This window comes from Paraburkholderia sp. (assembly GCF_036488505.1).
Classification (GTDB): domain Bacteria; phylum Pseudomonadota; class Gammaproteobacteria; order Burkholderiales; family Burkholderiaceae; genus Paraburkholderia.
Genome location: NZ_DASXHN010000092.1, coordinates 13,306 through 30,240, shown reverse-complemented (window position 1 = coordinate 30,240; position 16,935 = coordinate 13,306). Strand labels below are relative to the sequence as shown.

General features: G+C 66.7%; 14 protein-coding genes and 1 pseudogene. 12 read left to right on the top strand and 3 right to left on the bottom strand.

What is annotated here, in order from left to right:
- Positions 1–3 precede the first annotated feature (3 nt).
- The 7 genes from VGH68_RS05295 to VGH68_RS05265 all read left to right on the top strand — a co-directional run bounded on the left by VGH68_RS05295 (position 4) and on the right by VGH68_RS05265 (position 9,328).
- The gene (locus tag VGH68_RS05295; RefSeq protein WP_331602469.1) at positions 4–486 is read left to right on the top strand and encodes a DUF2844 domain-containing protein; all 483 of its coding nucleotides are present in this window, start codon (positions 4–6) and stop codon (positions 484–486) included.
- Positions 487–500: 14 nt separating this feature from the next.
- Positions 501–1,817, top strand: a complete 1,317-nt coding sequence (locus VGH68_RS05290; protein ID WP_331602468.1) for a DUF3443 domain-containing protein — start codon at positions 501–503, stop codon at positions 1,815–1,817.
- A gap of 179 nt (positions 1,818–1,996) precedes the next feature.
- Positions 1,997–3,208 (top strand): flagellar biosynthesis protein FlhB, encoded by a 1,212-nt coding sequence (flhB, locus tag VGH68_RS05285; RefSeq protein WP_331602467.1) that lies wholly within the window; start codon positions 1,997–1,999, stop codon positions 3,206–3,208.
- The gene (gene flhA / locus VGH68_RS05280) at positions 3,205–5,307 is read left to right on the top strand and encodes a flagellar biosynthesis protein FlhA (protein WP_331602466.1); all 2,103 of its coding nucleotides are present in this window, start codon (positions 3,205–3,207) and stop codon (positions 5,305–5,307) included. Before flhB ends, flhA begins: the two co-directional genes overlap by 4 nt.
- 315 nt (positions 5,308–5,622) lie before the next feature.
- Complete coding sequence (gene flhF, locus VGH68_RS05275) at positions 5,623–7,701, top strand: flagellar biosynthesis protein FlhF (protein ID WP_331602465.1); 2,079 nt, start codon at positions 5,623–5,625, stop codon at positions 7,699–7,701.
- On the top strand, positions 7,694–8,566 hold the full coding sequence (locus VGH68_RS05270) for a MinD/ParA family protein (protein WP_331602464.1): 873 nt from the start codon (positions 7,694–7,696) through the stop codon (positions 8,564–8,566). Before flhF ends, VGH68_RS05270 begins: the two co-directional genes overlap by 8 nt.
- 27 nt (positions 8,567–8,593) lie before the next feature.
- Positions 8,594–9,328, top strand: a complete 735-nt coding sequence (locus VGH68_RS05265; protein ID WP_331602463.1) for an RNA polymerase sigma factor FliA — start codon at positions 8,594–8,596, stop codon at positions 9,326–9,328.
- Between the two features lie 340 nt (positions 9,329–9,668).
- Here the strand turns inward: VGH68_RS05265 and VGH68_RS05260 are convergent, their stop codons facing one another.
- The 3 genes from VGH68_RS05260 to flgA form a co-directional block, all read right to left on the bottom strand.
- Positions 9,669–10,115: a flagellar protein FlgN gene (locus VGH68_RS05260; RefSeq protein ID WP_331602462.1), complete on the bottom strand. Its 447-nt coding sequence runs from the start codon at positions 10,113–10,115 to the stop codon at positions 9,669–9,671.
- A gap of 94 nt (positions 10,116–10,209) precedes the next feature.
- The gene (gene flgM / locus VGH68_RS05255) at positions 10,210–10,563 is read right to left on the bottom strand and encodes a flagellar biosynthesis anti-sigma factor FlgM (protein WP_331602461.1); all 354 of its coding nucleotides are present in this window, start codon (positions 10,561–10,563) and stop codon (positions 10,210–10,212) included.
- A gap of 207 nt (positions 10,564–10,770) precedes the next feature.
- Complete coding sequence (flgA, locus tag VGH68_RS05250; RefSeq protein ID WP_414696898.1) at positions 10,771–12,432, bottom strand: flagellar basal body P-ring formation chaperone FlgA; 1,662 nt, start codon at positions 12,430–12,432, stop codon at positions 10,771–10,773.
- Positions 12,433–12,650: 218 nt separating this feature from the next.
- Between flgA and VGH68_RS05245 the strand changes: the two genes are divergently transcribed.
- The 5 genes and pseudogenes from VGH68_RS05245 to flgF all read left to right on the top strand — a co-directional run bounded on the left by VGH68_RS05245 (position 12,651) and on the right by flgF (position 16,916).
- Complete coding sequence (locus VGH68_RS05245) at positions 12,651–13,148, top strand: flagellar basal body rod protein FlgB (RefSeq protein ID WP_331602459.1); 498 nt, start codon at positions 12,651–12,653, stop codon at positions 13,146–13,148.
- A 248-nt stretch (positions 13,149–13,396) separates the two neighbouring features.
- Positions 13,397–13,822 (top strand): flagellar basal body rod protein FlgC, encoded by a 426-nt coding sequence (flgC, locus tag VGH68_RS05240; RefSeq protein ID WP_331602457.1) that lies wholly within the window; start codon positions 13,397–13,399, stop codon positions 13,820–13,822.
- 10 nt (positions 13,823–13,832) lie between these two features.
- Positions 13,833–14,555, top strand: a pseudogene (locus VGH68_RS05235) (flagellar hook assembly protein FlgD).
- A gap of 52 nt (positions 14,556–14,607) precedes the next feature.
- Positions 14,608–16,140, top strand: a complete 1,533-nt coding sequence (locus tag VGH68_RS05230; RefSeq protein ID WP_331602456.1) for a flagellar hook-basal body complex protein — start codon at positions 14,608–14,610, stop codon at positions 16,138–16,140.
- A 17-nt stretch (positions 16,141–16,157) separates the two neighbouring features.
- Positions 16,158–16,916 (top strand): flagellar basal-body rod protein FlgF, encoded by a 759-nt coding sequence (gene flgF / locus VGH68_RS05225; protein ID WP_331602455.1) that lies wholly within the window; start codon positions 16,158–16,160, stop codon positions 16,914–16,916.
- Positions 16,917–16,935: the final 19 nt, after the last annotated feature.

The following is a 16,935-nucleotide window of genomic DNA, read 5'->3' as shown; positions in this document are numbered from 1 at the left end:
GGTTTGATAGCCGCGCAGTCCGCCCATGCGGCGCTGGGTAGTACGCCGATGACCCCGCCCGCGGACGCTTCGGTCACTTCCCGCCTGGTGCAACCGGCGGGCGGCGCCGCCCAGAGCGTGATGCGCTCCGCGTCTGGGGCGGCGTCTTCCACTGCTTCGTCAGCATCGTCTTACACGGTACGTGAGACCACGCTGGGCAACGGCACGGTGGTCCGCGAATACCTCGGCACCGACGGCGTCGTCTTCGGCATCGCGTGGCATGGCCCGCAGATGCCCGATCTGAGCGTTCTGCTCGGCAGTTATTTCCCCCAATATGTCGCCAGCGTGAAGGCGGTGCGCGCGGCGCGCGGCAACACACGCGGCCCGGTCAGCGTCGCTCAGAGCGGCCTCGTGGTGCGCTCGGGCGGCCATATGGGCGCGTTCAGCGGCGTCGCATGGCTGCCGTCGGCACTGCCGGCCGGCGTCAGCGGTTCAGACATCCAGTAACGGCGAGGACGACGATGCGAACCATGCACACGAGCGCGCAACTCAAAGGCTGGATGCAGGCCGTGCTGGCTGTACTGCTGAGCGCGACACTGGCCGCCTGCGGCGGCGGAGGTGGCGACAACTCCAGTTCCAATTCCGGCAGCAACGCGGGCGGCAACGCGCCGGTCAGCAGCGGCTCGCTGCCCGCCAGCCCAACCCAGCAGCCGGTTGCCGCGACCGCCGCCAATACGGTGCCGATCACGGTCAACTCGGGAACGAGCGGGGTCGTGAATATTCCGGCGGTCAGCGTGAGGATTTGCGCGCCCGGCTCGACCACCAACTGTCAGACGATCAACAACATTCAGCTCGACACCGGCTCGTTCGGGCTGCGGGTGGTCGGCTCGGCGCTCAATCCGACGTTGCTCCAGGCGCTGACACCCGTCACCGCGAATGGCAGCACCCCGCTCGCCGAGTGCGCGACGTTCGCCGACGGCTTCTCGTGGGGGGCGGTGCGCAGCGCGACGGTGGTCATGGGCGGCGAAACGACGACTCGCGCGATCCCGGTCCAGATCATCGGCGACACGAGCGCGGGTGCTACGCCCGCTAGCGGCTGCGGCAGCGGCCCGGCGGAAAACACGGTCAGCGATCTCGGTGCGAACGGCATTCTCGGCGTCGGCACCGCGCTCACCGATTGCGGCGCGACCTGCTCGACTGCCAAGACGGCGGCGACCTTCAGCAACTACTTCCAATGCCCGGGCGGCACGTCGTGCACGCGCACTACCGTGCAGGTCGCCCAGCAGGTGGCCAACCCGGTCGCGAATTTCGCGACCGACAACAACGGCCTGATCGTGCAGATGCCACCGCTGCCGAACACCGGCGCGCCCTCGGCGAACGGCACACTCGTGTTCGGCATCGGCACGCAATCGAACAACGCGCTGGCCGCGTCGCAGACGTTCACGACCGACGGGTTCGGCGACCTGAACAACAGCACGTTCAACGGCGCGACGGTGCAGGCATTCCTCGATTCGGGCTCGAACGGCTATTTCTTCGCCGATAGCACGCTCCCGGCGTGCAGCAGCGACTTCAACGGCTTTTACTGTCCGTCGACGTCGCAAACCCGCTCGGTCACGCTGGTCGGCCTGAACAAGACCACGGCGGCGGTGAATATCGGCATCGCCAATGCGCAGACGCTGTTCAGCAACGTCAACAACTTCGCGTTCAACGACCTCGCCGGCCAGATCGGCGGCAGCAGCAGCTTCGACCTCGGCCTGCCGTTCTTCTACGGCCGCCACGTGTACTACGGCTTCGACCAGACCACGGCCGGCGGCGCCAACCCGTTCGTCGGCTTCTAGCCGCAGACGCGTCAATCCGATGACGTAGAGGGCTCGCGCGACCAACGCGCGAGCCCTCTGGCCATCCGTCGAAATACCCCCGTTTGTCCGCCCTTATCCGTCGATCAGCGCTTGCGTCGAGCGGGAATAATCGCTGTCACTGGAAAGAGGCGCGGTGCCTCGGCCGACTGGAGAGCTTTGTGGCAGAGGACAGCGACCTCGATAAAACCGAAGCCGCCACTCCCCGGCGCCTGCAGAAGGCGCGCGAGGAAGGGCAGATCGTGCGTTCGCGGGAGCTGTCGACATTCGCGCTGCTCGCAGCGGGCTTCTACGGCACCTGGGCGATGTCAGGCCCGATCGGCATGCATCTGCAGGACATGTTGCGCGCGTCGCTGATGTTCAACCACGCGAGCACGTTCGATACGAGCCGCATGCTGATCGGCGCGGGCGCCGCCGCGCGCGAAGGCCTCTATGCGCTGCTGCCGATCCTCGGCATGCTCGCCCTCGCCGCGCTGCTCGCGCCGCTGGCGCTCGGCGGCTGGCAACTGTCGACTAAAGCGCTCGAGCCCAAGTTCGACCGGCTGGACCCGATCGCCGGGCTCGGCCGCATCTTTTCGATCAACGGGCCGATCCAGCTCGGCATGTCGCTCGCGAAGACGCTGGTGGTGGGCCTGATCGGCGGCCACGCGATCTGGGCCCGCCGCGAGGAGATCCTGGCGCTCGCGACCCAGCCGCTCCATCTGGCGCTCGCGAACTCCGTGCATCTGATCGGCGTGTGCTGCGGCATCACGGTGGCCGGCATGTTCGTGGTGGCGGGGCTCGACGTGCCGTACCAGATCTGGCAGTTCAACAAGAAGCTGCGCATGACCAAGGAAGAAGTGAAGCGCGAGCATCGCGAAAGCGAAGGCGATCCGCATATCAAGGGCAAGATTCGCCAGCAGCAGCGCGCGATCGCGCGGCGCCGCATGATGGCGCAGGTGCCGAAGGCCGACGTGGTGGTCACGAACCCGACGCACTTCGCGGTCGCACTGCAATACACGGACGGCGAGATGCGCGCGCCGAAGGTGATCGCAAAGGGCGTGAACCTCGTCGCCGCCCGGATTCGCGAGCTTGCCGTCGAAAACAACGTGCCGTTGCTCGAAGCGCCGCCGCTCGCTCGCGCGCTCTATCACAACGTCGAGCTGAATCGCGAGATCCCCGGTCCACTCTATGGCGCGGTCGCCGAAGTGCTCGCGTGGGTCTACCAGTTGCGGCGCTTCAAGACCGAAGGCGGTGTCGCGCCGGTCGCGCCGACCGAACTCGAGGTGCCGCCGGAACTCGACAAAGGCGCCGTGTCGGAGGGGGATGCCGCCGAGGAAGCCGACGACGCACTGAACCCCGCTAACGACGCCACCGACGGAGCCTCCGCATGAACGTTCGCGCCGGTTTCCTCGCCCGACGGCCGGAGGCGCTGAGCGGCACCAACCTGCGCGCGCTCGCCGGGCCGGTGCTGATCTGCATGATCCTCGGCATGATGATCCTGCCGTTGCCGCCGTTCCTGCTGGATCTGCTGTTCACGTTCAACATCGCGTTGTCGGTGATGGTGCTGCTCGTCAGCATGTACACGATGAAGCCGCTCGATTTCGCGGCGTTCCCGAGCGTGCTGCTGTTCTCGACGTTGTTGCGCCTGTCGTTGAACGTCGCGTCGACCCGGATCGTGCTGCTCGAAGGCCATACCGGCCCCGACGCGGCCGGCCAGGTGATCGAGTCGTTCGGCCACTTCCTCGTGGGCGGCAACTTCGCGGTCGGTATCGTCGTGTTCGTGATCCTGATGGTGATCAACTTCATGGTGATCACGAAGGGTGCGGGGCGGATCGCCGAAGTGTCCGCGCGCTTCACGCTAGACGCGATGCCCGGCAAGCAGATGGCGATCGACGCCGATCTGAACGCCGGCCTTATCAATGAGGAGCAGGCCCGCAAGCGCCGTATGGAAGTCGCGCAGGAAGCCGAGTTCTACGGCTCGATGGACGGCGCGAGCAAGTTCGTGCGCGGTGACGCGGTGGCCGGCCTGCTGATCATGGTGATCAACATCATCGGCGGGCTGATCGTCGGGATGGCGCAGCACGGCATGGACTTCGCGGCGGCGGGCAAGAACTACACGCTGCTCACGATCGGCGACGGCCTCGTCGCGCAGATTCCGTCGCTGGTGATTTCGACGGCGGCCGGTGTGATCGTGTCGCGCGTCGCGACCGACGAGGACATCGGCACGCAGCTCACCGGTCAGCTGTTCACGAACCCGCGCGTGCTGGTCATCACGGGCAGCATTCTCGTGATGATGGGGCTGATCCCGAACATGCCGCACTTCGCTTTCCTGATTCTCGGCGGCGGGCTGATCCAGCTTGGCCGCACGATCAAAAAGCGCGCCGAAGAAAGCAAGAAGACGAGCGCGCTGGTCGATGTCGCGCCGGCCGCGATGACGCCGGCCGAAAACGCCGAAGCGAGCTGGGACGACGTGACGATGATCGACACGCTCGGCCTCGAAGTCGGCTACCGGCTGATTCCGCTCGTCGACAAGAACTCGGACGGCGAACTGCTGAAGCGGATCAAGAGCATCCGCAAGAAGTTCGCACAGGAGATCGGCTTCCTGCCGCCGGTCATCCATATCCGCGACAACCTCGAGTTGCGGCCGAACGGCTACAGCATCGCGCTCAAGGGCGTCGAGGTCGGTTCGGGCGAGGCCTATCCGGGTCAGTGGCTCGCGATCAATCCGGGCCAGGTGTCGGCCGCGCTGCCCGGCACGCCGACCACGGACCCGGCGTTCGGCCTGCCCGCGATCTGGATCGATACGAATCTGCGCGAACAGGCGCAGGTCTACGGCTATACGGTCGTCGATTCGAGCACGGTGGTCGCGACGCACCTGAATCACCTGGTCGTCACGCATGCATCGGAACTGCTCGGACGTCGCGAGGTGCAGGCGCTGATCGAGCGGATGCAGAAGGACACGCCATCGCTCGTCGACGATCTGGTGCCGAAGTTGCTGCCGCTCAACACGCTGCAGAAGGTGCTGCAGAACCTGCTCGAAGAAGGCGTGCCGATCCGCGATCTGCGCACGATTCTCGAAGCGCTCGCCGAGCACGCGGCGAAGATCTCCGACGCGCACGATCTCACCGCCGCGGTGCGGCTCGCGCTCGGCCGCGCGATCACGCAGCAGTGGTTCCCCGGCACCGGCGACATGCAGGTGATGGGGCTCGACGCGAACCTCGAACGGGTGCTGTCGCAGGCGCTGTCGACGGGGCCCAATCCGGGCCTGGAGCCGGGCCTCGCGAACACGCTGCTCGCCGAAACACAGAAGGCGATGCTGCGTCAGCAGAACCTCGGCCTCGCGCCGGTGCTGCTCGTCCAGCACGCGTTGCGGCCGATGCTTGCGCGCTTCCTGCGCCGCAGCCTGCCGCAGCTGAAGGTGCTGTCGTATGCGGAAGTGCCCGACACGCGGAACGTCAAGGTCGTGAACGTGATCGGCGGGAACGGCTGACGGCGTAGGTTTGCGCATGCGTTTTCGTGTGCTTGCACGGCCACGCAACGACCGATTACGAACCGGCGCTCCATCGGAGGGCCGGTTTTCATTTCGGCCGGATGTTCTCGCGCGGGATACGCATATCCCGCATCCGTTCGCGCCAGGGAAAGCTCCCACACGACCGGCCCGCGCGATGTGTCCATCGTGCGAATAGCCCGCCTTTAACGGCCTTTATCAATCGATCGTCACGCGACGCCTTTCGGAATAATGGCTTTCAATGGCGAGCGGTATATCGCCGGTCCGTCAGTCCGTATACCTCATCGGGGGGTGAGCTTGAACATTCGTAAATTTGTCGGTGCCAACAGTCGCGACGCGCTGCGTCTCGTTCGCGAAGCACTGGGCTCCGATGCGGTCGTGCTGTCGAACCGGACGATGAGCGATGGCAGCGTCGAAATCGTCGCGCTCGCCGATAGCGAGCTCGCCGCGATCACGCCAAAAGCGCGTGGCGGCGCACAGGCAGCGCTCTCGGGATCGGGCGCCGGCACCGCGTCACTCGGCGCGCCGCGCGCGCTGCCGGGGGCACCGGCCAACCCGTACGCGCATGGCATGCCGGACGTGTTTTCGGCGGTGTTCGGCGCGAGCCCGGAGGCGGGCGCGGAAGCGTTGCCGATGAGTGCGGCGATGAACGCGGGCGCCAATCCGGCCCGCAATGCGTCAGCCGGTACGGCTGCGGGTTCGTCGGTCGGCGCGGCGATGAGCGCGGCCGCGAGCGAAGCGGCGAACGCGACGCCGGTCGCCGATCCGGCCAGCTACCCGAGGCCGCTTTCCGCGACGAATCCGGCGCTGGATCGGGCCACCGCGCGGTCCAGCGCGCCGTCGACGCCATCGCCTGCCAATCCGCTCGACGCGGCAACCGGCGCGGTGCCCACCGCAAACCAGCCGTCGTCGACCGGCGTCAACGGCTTCAACGCGCCTGCGGCGTCCAGCGCCCGCGCGGCGGCGACCCGACTGTCGGAGGACATTCGCGCGGATCTTATGAAGGCTGCTGGCGTGCCGGTCCCGCCGGTTGTCGCGAGCGGAGCCCCCAAGCCCCGCACGATGGCCGAATCGAATCCGTGGCTGATCGATCACGCGCGCCGCGTCGCCGCCGAGCAGCAGCAAGCGGGCGGCGACTACAGTGCGCGCCCCGCCGCGATGACACCCGCCGTCGCGAGCGCCAGGGGCCTGGGCATCGCGGTCGATGCGAGCGAGCCCGCGATGCGGCCGACGCACGTGCCGCCGCTAATCGACACGCCCGACTGGGCGCGCGAAGCGGCCGAAGTCGCCGCGCGCCGCACCGTGCAGAGACTCGCGCCGGAGCAGGCCGCCGCCGACGAAAGCCGCACCCCGGCCGCCGTCGCTGAGGCAATCAAGACGCGCATGGAGCAGGTCGTCAAGGACACCGTGATGAACGAGCTGTCGTCGATGCGCGGGATGATGGAAGAACACTTCGCGGGCCTGCTGTGGGGCGAGCGCCAGCGCCGCAACCCGGCGCGCGCCGCGCTCACCAAGCACCTGTTCGCCGCCGGTTTTTCCGCGCAACTCGTCCAGATGATGGTCGACAACCTGCCTGACGACGTCGACACGATGGACGGCGGGATGGACTGGGTCCGCTCGGTGCTGGAGTCGAACCTGCCGGTGATGGAAAGTGAAGACGCGCTGATGGAGCGCGGCGGCGTGTTCGCGCTAATGGGGCCGACCGGCGTCGGCAAGACGACGACCACCGCGAAGCTCGCCGCGCGCTGCGTGATGCGCTTCGGCGCGAGCAAGGTCGCGTTGCTGACGACCGACAGCTACCGGATTGGCGGTCACGAACAACTGCGCATCTTCGGCAAGATACTCGGCGTGTCGGTGCACGCGGTGAAGGACAGCGCCGATCTGCAGCTCGCGCTCTCCGAGCTGCGCAACAAGCACATCGTGCTGATCGATACGATCGGCATGAGCCAGCGCGACCGCCTCGTGTCCGAGCAGATCGCGATGCTATGCCGTGCCGGCCAGCCGGTGCAGCGCCTGTTGCTGCTCAACGCGACGGGCCATGGCGACACGCTCAATGAAGTCGTACAAGCGTACCAGCGCGCGCCGGATCAGCAGCCGCTCGCCGGCTGCATCCTGACCAAGCTCGACGAAGCCACCAACCTGGGCGGCGTGCTCGATGCGGTGATCCGCTACAAGCTGCCGATCCACTACGTGTCGACCGGTCAGAAGGTGCCGGAAAACCTGTACGTCGCGACGAAGAAATTCCTGATCAAGAGCACGTTCTGCATACCGCGCGACCACTCGCCATTCGTGCCGCACGACGACGACATTCCCGCGTTGCTGTCCTCGCTGTCCGCCCGTTCGACGGCCGAGCTGCACGAGGTTCGCTTTGGATAAGCTCGTCTCGGATCAGGCGGAGGGACTGCGGCGGATGCTTGCGCGCGGCGGCGGGGCGCGCGCGATCGCGGTGACGGGCGCATTGCCGGGGGCGGGCAGCACGACGATAGCCGTGAATCTCGCCGCGGCGCTCGCGCAGCAGGGCAAGGACGTGCTGGTGGTCGACGAATGCGTCGGCGAGAAGTCGGTGAGCGCGATGCTCGGCGGCTTGCGCGGCGCGGGCAATTTCGCCGCGGTGATACGCGGCGAGATACCGGTCGACTTCGCGGCCGCCCGCCACGCGCTCGGTTTTTCGGTGCTGGCCGCCTCCCGCAACAACCGCGAAGGCCACACGGCGGCCGAGTTCAGCGTGCTGCTCGGCGGTTCGGCCGACATCGTGCTGATCGACGCGCAACTGGACGCGCAAGGGCAGCTGTCGGAATTCGCGAAGCACGCGCACGACGTGATGATCGTCACGCGCGTGTCGGCCCAGGCGATCACCGGCGCGTATGCGTGCATCAAACGGTTGCACTACGCGCATGCAATCGCACAGTTCCGCGTGCTCGCGAATCATGTGCACAGCCCGAACGACGCGCATGCCGCATTCGCGAATCTCGCCGGCGTGGCCGGCCGCTATCTGACCGTGGCGCTCGAGAGCGCGGGCTGCATCGCGGCCGACACGCGCGTGGCGCGGGCGGAGGAGTTGTCGCGCTGCGTGGTCGATGCGTTCCCGTCGACCCCGGCCGCGCGCGACTTGCGCCATCTCGCCGCCGAATTGCAGTACTGGCCGATCCGGCCAGCGATGTCGCCGCAAGCGCCCTGGCGGGCGCCCGCGGCAGTTACAGCGGCGCACCGCGCCGACGAACCGTCCGCGCAGCACGCGTGACAGACGCACGGGGACAAGGGGAGCACGATGTATAACGCTCAGGGAAAGATCTCTCAGGCCGAAGTTCTGACGAAGTACGCACCGCTCGTGCGTCGGCTCGGCTTGCAGCTTGTCGCGAAAATGCCGGCGAGCGTCGATCTCGACGATCTGATCCAGGCCGGCATGATCGGTTTGCTGGATGCCGCCGGCCGCTACAAGGAAGACCAGGGCGCGCAGTTCGAGACCTATGCCAGCCAGCGCATTCGCGGCGCGATGCTCGACGAGCTGCGCAGCAACGACTGGTTGCCGCGCAGTTTGCGGCGCACGTCGCGCGAAGTGGAAACAGCGGTGCACAAGGTCGAGCAGAGCCTCGGCCGCTCGGCGAGCGAGACCGAGGTCGCCGAGCATTTGCAGATGCCGCTCGACGAATACCAGTCGATGCTGCAGGACCTGCATGGCAGCCAGCTGATCTATTACGAAGACTTCGACCGCTCCGCCGACGACGAACCGTTTCTGGACCGCTACTGCGTCGACCATTCGGACCCGCTCTCAGCGCTGCTCGACGACAGCCTCCGCTCGGCGCTCATCGAAGCGATCGACCGTTTGCCGGAGCGCGAGAAGCTGCTGATGTCGCTGTACTACGAGCGCGGCATGAACCTGCGCGAAATCGGCGCGGTGATGGAAGTCAGCGAATCGCGCGTATGCCAGCTGCACAGCCAGGCAGTGACGCGGCTGCGCGCGCGGCTGCGGGAAATGGCCTGGGCCAATGCCGAAACCAGCTGAAGTCTTGCCGGCGGCGAGCCGGCCACCTTTTTACCGATAGTTCACCCGCCGTTTCACTCTGCGCCGTCGCGCCGGCTTCAACCACACGTGCGTGGACGGCAGGCCCGCGTTGCCGCCGTCGAAGTGGGAGCGCTGGCGAGACTCGAGCGGGATGGTCATTTCAACGTGTCGCGGCGCCGTGCGCCAGCTAGCCAGACGGCTAAGGTTGCGTGGCCGGGGGAGAAGGAAGAACGGAGCTTGCGCGCGCAAATGGCGGATGCCCGCCAGTGCTGGCGGGCATTGTCATGCGATGACATCGGGGATGTGAGCAGCGTAGCGGGCTGATGGTCAGCCCGGCCGTTCAAAGTCCGGAATGTGCCGGAACGCGCCCATCGGGCCCATACAGGCTGGGCTTGCGCGGCACGTTGACTTGCAGTGCCGTCAGCGCGCGCTGGTTGTAGTCCATTCGCACGCGGATCAGTTCGCCGTTGTTGGTGTTGACGCGCCGCGCGCGGTCGGCGGCTTTTTGCAGCAGCTTCCACTGCGTCTCGATGCGCGGGTCGGCGCTTGCCGCGAGTTCCATGCCGGACCAGCCGGCCGGGAAGCCGAGCTCGGCCAGTTGCGCATCGCGCGCGGCCTCGAGCCTCGCGAGCACGCCAATCAGCTCGGTTTTCTTTTCGACGATGGCGGGCAGCTGCTCCAGCGGCGACACCGCGGTCAGTGCTTTGGTTTCGAGCGTCAGGACCGAGGCGAACGCCTCGACGGCCGAATACTCTTCGATCAGGGTCGCAACCAGGGCGTCTTTCATGTCAGCAACTCGCTACGCGCACTGGCTCGCGCGGAACGTGCGAGCCGGGTTGGTCGGATGCCGCCCGGCACATCGCGGCACTGCGAGGTGCCGCTCAGTTGCCGGTCGACGAGGTTTTGTTCTGCAACAGCTCGCGCGCCGTCTGCAGCACGCCGTCGGCGATCTTGCCGGAGTCCATCTGCAGCGTGCCGTCCTTGATGGCCTGCTTGATCGATTCGACGTGCGCCGTATCGATATCGGCCGAGCCCGATGCCGCAAGGCTGCGCAGATGCTGCGACAGGCCCGACAGGTTCACGCTCGCGTCGCCCGAACTGCTGCTCGGGGCCGGCGCGGATGTGCTCGCGCCCTGCGTGGCGCCGGCTGCCGGCGCGGCGTCGCTCTGCTGCGAACGGGACAAGCCGTCTTTCAACGGCGACAGGCTGGAAGAGGTGGTGGAATCGACTTTCACGATTGGCTTCCTGAACGATTTGATCCTGATAACGGCAACCGCTGATCAAAACTTTAGCGCAATCGCTCCACTGTCGGCACGGCAATGCCGGGCACTCCGACCCCTTCAAGGCTGCTGGCGCGGCATCCGTGCCGAGCACCGCCGGTCCCGCCTCTGCGCCGGCTGCGACGACCGCCTCGCCCGCGCGCTTCACCGCCGCACACCCGTTCACATCTGGATCTCGACGGTGCCACCGTCCTTGACGATGCCGGAGATGACCTGGCCATTCGCCGTCTTCACCCGCACCTGCTGACCCGGCGACGCGTTGTTCATCGCGCTGCCCTCGGCCGAAATCGAGAAACCGTCGCCCGCCGCGACGACCCGCACCGTCTGGCCGATCGCCACCGCCGACGCGCTCTTCAGCATGTCGCGCCGCAGCGGCATGCCGCCCGCGATTCGCACGAGCGACACCGAGCCGATCGCCTGCGACGGGTCGGTGACGATCGCTTGCGGCAGCCCGGTGAGGTCGCCATCGCGCGCGACCAGATCGGCGGCGCCGAGCACTTCACCGGGCGCCATCGCGCGGGCTGCGAGGTAGTAGGTCGCATGCAGGCTGACGCGCGCCTGCAGGTAGATCGTCCATGGTCGTTCACCCGCGCAGCGCACCCCGACAGTCATGCGGCCCCACAGGCGTGCGCCGGTCGGCATGAACGGCTCGAGCGACGCACAGGCGGCGAGGCCGCGCGGAAACGCGGGCGCGACGCTGATCTCGACCTTGCCGGGCAGGCCGACGGCCTGCTGCTGCAAGAACGCGAGCGCGGCGGCGTGGATCGCTTCCGGATCCTGCTGGCCAGGCAGCGGCGCCGGCGTGGCGGCCGCCGCGGTTGGCGGCGCTTTCTGTGCGGTGGCGAATGCTGGCTGGCGCGAGCTTGCCAGCGCTCTCGCGTTCGTCGCATTCGTCGCGTTCGTCGCGTTCGTCCAGACTGCCGGCTGCGCGGTCGCGATCGGCTTGCCGTTCGCGCCGAATTGCGGCGGCTCGCCGCGCGATGCGAGGCTGTCGAAGCCGCTGCCTTGCGGCGCGTTCGCGTCGACCGGCCGAGCGGCCATGCCGCCGGCGCGGCTTGCACCATTCGCGGCCGACGTCACGACAACCGGAGTGACAGTGCGTGCGCCGGCTTCGACAGTGACGCGCGCGACGCCCGACGCTCCGGTGCTGGCCGGCGCGGGAATCGTCACGACGCCGTTTGCGTCCGGTTTCAGATTCGTGCGGATCATCGCCGGGGCAGCGGTTTCGCCCGCGCCCGGGATGACGATCGCACCGTGAGCATTGGCGGCGCGCGCGAACGGATCATTCTCGCGTTGGGCCGGCGCGCGGCCGAGTGATTGCGCGGTCGCCGCGTTGAGCGACGCGGCCGAGGCCGAACGCTGCGCCGGTGTCTGGATCTGTTGCACGAGGTCGTTCAGCGCGGCGGGATTCGTTTCGCCCGGGCCCGCGATCACGATCGGGCCGCCGGCCGTGGTCTGCGCCTGGGTGGTCGCCGGCAGCAGCACGATGCCGCCCGCGACCCACAGCGCGACATTCACGATCACGCGTGTGCCATAGCGCGTGACGAAGCGGGTTATCGAGCGCACAGGAAAACGGGTAGGCGAACCCGACGCAGCGCTGGGGGCAACGGCTGATGCGATAGGCCGCGCAACCCGCAACGCGCGCAGCGCGCTTGCCGCCTGCTTGCATGCCTCCACGTCCGCAGCTGTTTCATAGCCAGCACGCAAGTCCGCGCGTTCAGCGCCCCCACGTACGCCCGCGACATCCGCAGCCAATCCCACGCCCGCGCGGCATCCCGCCGTGCAATTCGCACGTTGCGGCAAGGCGGAAGTGGGGTGGTCCATCGCGAGTCTCCATCGAATGCATCGGTACGCCTTGCATTCTAGTTAGCGCCCTGTTCGCGCAAGCGTTGAATAGAAGCCGCCTTTCCCGGTTATTCGTCCGATTGCAGCTTGCACCTGGCTCATAAGATGCACCTCATGCAAAAAGGCCTTTCCGCCGGCCGCGCCGATTGCACGACGCACGCATGGAAAGGTGACGGGAACCTTCTCGGGAGATTTCTATGCTGGACAAACTCGATGCCGAATTCGCGTTCGGCCGGCAGGCGATGGATGTGCGCGCGTACCGGCAGGAACTGCTGTCGTCGAATATCGCCAATGCCGACACGCCTGGTTACAAGGCACGCGACATCGACTTCGCGTCGTCGCTGGCCGGGGCGCTGAAGAAGACTGGCGGCAGCACCGCGGGCCAAGGCGCGTCGAACGGCTCGACGCTCGCGATGACGCAGCCGGCCGGCGTGACGAGCGGCATGTCGATGACGGCGACCGAGCCCGGCCATATGAGCGGCAACAGCACGCTGACCGCAAGCGGCGGCAGCCCCGACGACTACGGCAGCCTGCAGTACCGGATTCCGCAGCAGCCCGCGCTCGACGGCAACACGGTCGATATCGACACCGAGCGCGTGCAGTTCGCCGACAACACGCTGCACTTCGAATCGGGGATGACGGTCGTGTCGAACCAGATCAAGGCGATGCTGTCGGCGATCACGTCGGGCAGCTAACGAAGCAGTCGAGCGGACCCTCGAGCGGGCGCAAAAGCACACACACATAAAACCGGGCACGCGAACGCCAGACAGTACACGGCGCCCACGGCGCACGCAGTGACCCGGATAGAGAAGCAGCTCGCGCAACGCAATGCACGCGAGCCACACTCAAGACGCACCACGCACACGCAGCAGCGGACAACGACAGAAACGCTACGGGATTTAACGTAAAGCCGGTGCGAACCGGCAGGAGAGGTCAGGAAAACATGCCATCCCTGATGAATATTTTTGGTGTCGCGGGCTCCGCGATGTCGGCGCAGTCGCAGCGGCTGAACGTGACGGCGTCGAACCTCGCCAACGCGGACAGCACGACCGGCCCGGACGGCCAGCCGTACAAGGCCAAGCAGGTCGTGTTCGCGGTCGATCCGCTCGGCGGCGCGCGCTCGGGCTCCGGCCAGCAGGTCGGCGGCGTGCAGGTCACCGGCGTGATCGACGATCCGTCGCCGATGAAGACCGCTTACGAACCCGGCAACCCGGCCGCCGACGCCGACGGCTACGTGACACTGCCCAACGTCGACCCGGTACAGGAAATGGTCAACATGATCTCGGCTTCGCGCTCGTATCAGGCCAACGTCGAAACGCTGAACACCGCGAAAGCCCTGATGCTGAAAACGCTCACGATCGGAACCTGAGGAGAACGCCTTGACCACCAACACCACGATCGGCAGCAACGGCGCGACCGTGTCGCAGACGCTGCTGGACACGATGAACGGGACCAGCAGCGCATCGAGCGCGACCGGTTCGACGAGCAGCACGGCCGGCACATCAGCCGCCGATCTGCAGAACACGTTCCTGCAACTGCTGGTCGCGCAGTTGAAGAACCAGGATCCGACCAATCCGATGGACAGCTCGCAGATGACCTCGCAGCTCGCGCAGATCAGCACGGTGCAAGGCATCAGCCAGCTCAACACGTCGCTCAGCTCGCTGTCCGCGCAGCTGACGGCCGGCCAGCAGTCGCAGGCCGCGCTGCTGATCGGCTCGACCGTGCTCGCGCCGGGCAGCTCCATCTCGGTGGCGAGCGGCCAGTCGAGCGCGTTCGGCGTCACGCTCGCGAACGACGTGAGCGATCTGTAGGTCGTCGTGAAGAACTCGGCGGGCACGATCGTCAACACGATCGATCTCGGCAAGCAGTCGGCCGGCACGATTCCAGTGGGCTGGACGCCGACCGATTCGTCCGGCAACACGCTTCCCGACGGCACCTACACGATCAGCGCGACCGGCACGATCAACGGCCAGCCGGCGACGGCCACCACGCTCACCGGCGCGACGGTCGAAAGCGTGGTCACGCAGTCGAGCGGCGCGGCGGGTCTGGTGCTGTCGAACGGTTCGACGGTCGGCCTGACCGGCGTCGCCGCGATCCTCTAAGCCAGATCGGTCCGATCAATTCAGTTACGACTTTGCAGATACGGAGCACCTCATGGGTTACCAACAAGGTTTGAGCGGTCTGTCGGCGTCATCGAGCGACCTCGACGTCATTGGCAATAACATCGCCAACGCCAACACCGTCGGCTTCAAGAGCGGCACCGCCGAGTTCGCCGACCTGTACGCGAATTCGGTCGCGACCGCGGTGAACCAGCAGATCGGCATCGGCACGCAGCTTTCGGAAGTGCAGCAGCAGTTCTCGCAAGGCACGATCACGACGACCAATGAAGCGCTGAACGTCGCGATCAACGGCAATGGCTTCTATCAGATGTCGAACAACGGCACGCTGACCTACTCGCGCAACGGCGTGTTCCAGCTCGACAAGAACGGCTTCATCACGAACGCGCAAGGGCTGCAACTGATGGGCTATGGCGCCAACAGCTCGGGCGTCATCAACACCGCGCAGACCGTGCCGCTCAAGGTGCCCACCGCCAACATCGCGCCTTCGGAGACCACGACGATCACCGCCGGCCTGAACCTGAATGCGCAGGACGCGCTGATGCTCGGCGCGCCCACCGTGACGCCCGTCGTGAGCACCGGTACACTGAACACGACCGGCGCATCCATCACGAACGCCGCCGCGGGTACCAATACCGACAGCTTCACGATCGACTTCACGAGCCCGACCCAGTACACGGTCACAGACAATACGCTCAACACGACCTCGGCTGCGCAAACCTTCACCGCGGGCAGCTCGATCACGCTCGGTAACGGCGAAAGCATTACGTTCAGCGGCGCGCCGGCGAGCGGCGATCAGTACACCGTCACGCCGAATCCGACCGCGTTCAACCAGAACAGCTCGACAACCTATAACTACTCGACGAGCACGACGGCTTACGATTCGCTCGGCGGCTCGCAGACGGTCAACATGTATTTCGCCAAGACGGCAGCCGGCACGTGGAACGTCTATGCGGGCGTGTCGACGGGCACCGCGACGCTGGTTGGCCAGGCGAACTTCGACTCGTCGGGCAATCTGGTCAGCACCAGCCAGGCCGATCTTCCGCTCGCGACACCGCCGACGTTCACCGCCACCACGACGGTCGGCCAGTTCGCGCTGTCGATCCCGACCAGCGACGGTTCGTCGACGCCGCAGAACCTCACGCTCAACCTGGCCGCCACCACGCAGTACGGCGGCAAGGACGGCGTGAACAGCCTGTCGACCGACGGCTACGCGGCGGGCCAACTGACCGGCTTCACGGTCGGCGCGGACGGCACGCTGACCGGCAACTACTCGAACGGCCAGACCGCGGCGCTCGGCCAGATCGTGCTCGCGAACTTCGCCAACCAGAACGGCCTCGTCGACCTGGGCAACAACGAATACGCTCAGTCCGCCGCATCGGGCGTCGCGCAGATCTCGGCGCCCGGTTCGACCAACCACGGCGTGCTGCAAGGCGGCGCGGTCGAAAACTCGAACGTCGATCTGACGAGCGAGCTGGTCAATCTGATCACCGCGCAGCGCAACTATCAGGCGAACGCGCAGACGATCAAGACTCAACAGACCGTCGACCAGACGCTGATCAACCTGTAAGCGAACGGGGCCTCCTCATGGATCGGCTGATTTACACCGCGATGTCGGGCAGTGCCCAGGCGCTCGAGCAGCAGGCGATCGTCGCGAACAATCTCGCCAACGCGTCGACCACCGGCTTTCGCGCGCAGCTCGAAACGTTCCGCGCCGTGCCGCTCGGGTTCGGCGACGGCAGTTCGATCAACGACGACACGACCCGCACGTTCGTGCTGTCGTCGACGGCTGGGGCGGACTACACGCCGGGGCCGATTCAGCAAACCGGCAACCCGCTCGATGTCGCGATTCAGGGCCCGGGCTGGCTGGCGGTGCAGACCGCCGATGGCAACGAGGCGTACACGCGCGCGGGCAATCTGCACGTCGACGAAAACGGCCAGCTCGTGAACGCCACCAACCAGGTGGTGCTCGGCAACGGCGGACCGGTGTCGGTGCCGCCCGGCGCGCAAATCACGATAGGCAAGGACGGCACGGTGTCGGCGCTGACGCCGGGCGATCCGCCGACCGCCGTCGTGACCGTCGATCAGTTGAAGCTCGTGAACCCCGATCCGCAGACGCTCACGCGTGGCGATGACGGTCTGTTTCGCACCGCCGACGGCAACCCCGCCGACGCCGATCCGAGCGTCACGCTCGCCCCGGCGTCGCTGGAGGGCAGCAACGTGAATCCGGTCAGCGCGATGGTCTCGATGATCACCAACGCGCGGCAGTTCCAGATGCAGACGCAAATGCTGGAAAACGCCGACAAGAACGATCAGTCCGCGAATCAGATACTCAGCTTCAGTTGATGGATTGCATGGGGCTGCG

Bases quoted from the DNA above. Each gene is read 5' to 3' on its own strand.
- VGH68_RS05290 (WP_331602468.1), top strand. From the start codon at position 501: ATGCGAACCATGCACACGAGCGCGCAACTCAAAGGCTGGATGCAGGCC.
- flhA (WP_331602466.1), top strand. From the start codon at position 3,205: ATGAACGTTCGCGCCGGTTTCCTCGCCCGACGGCCGGAGGCGCTGAGC.
- VGH68_RS05265 (WP_331602463.1), top strand. From the start codon at position 8,594: ATGTATAACGCTCAGGGAAAGATCTCTCAGGCCGAAGTTCTGACGAAG.
- VGH68_RS05260 (WP_331602462.1), bottom strand. From the start codon at position 10,115: ATGAAAGACGCCCTGGTTGCGACCCTGATCGAAGAGTATTCGGCCGTC.
- flgA (WP_414696898.1), bottom strand. From the start codon at position 12,432: ATGGACCACCCCACTTCCGCCTTGCCGCAACGTGCGAATTGCACGGCG.
- VGH68_RS05245 (WP_331602459.1), top strand. From the start codon at position 12,651: ATGCTGGACAAACTCGATGCCGAATTCGCGTTCGGCCGGCAGGCGATG.
- flgC (WP_331602457.1), top strand. From the start codon at position 13,397: ATGCCATCCCTGATGAATATTTTTGGTGTCGCGGGCTCCGCGATGTCG.
- VGH68_RS05230 (WP_331602456.1), top strand. From the start codon at position 14,608: ATGGGTTACCAACAAGGTTTGAGCGGTCTGTCGGCGTCATCGAGCGAC.
- flgF (WP_331602455.1), top strand. From the start codon at position 16,158: ATGGATCGGCTGATTTACACCGCGATGTCGGGCAGTGCCCAGGCGCTC.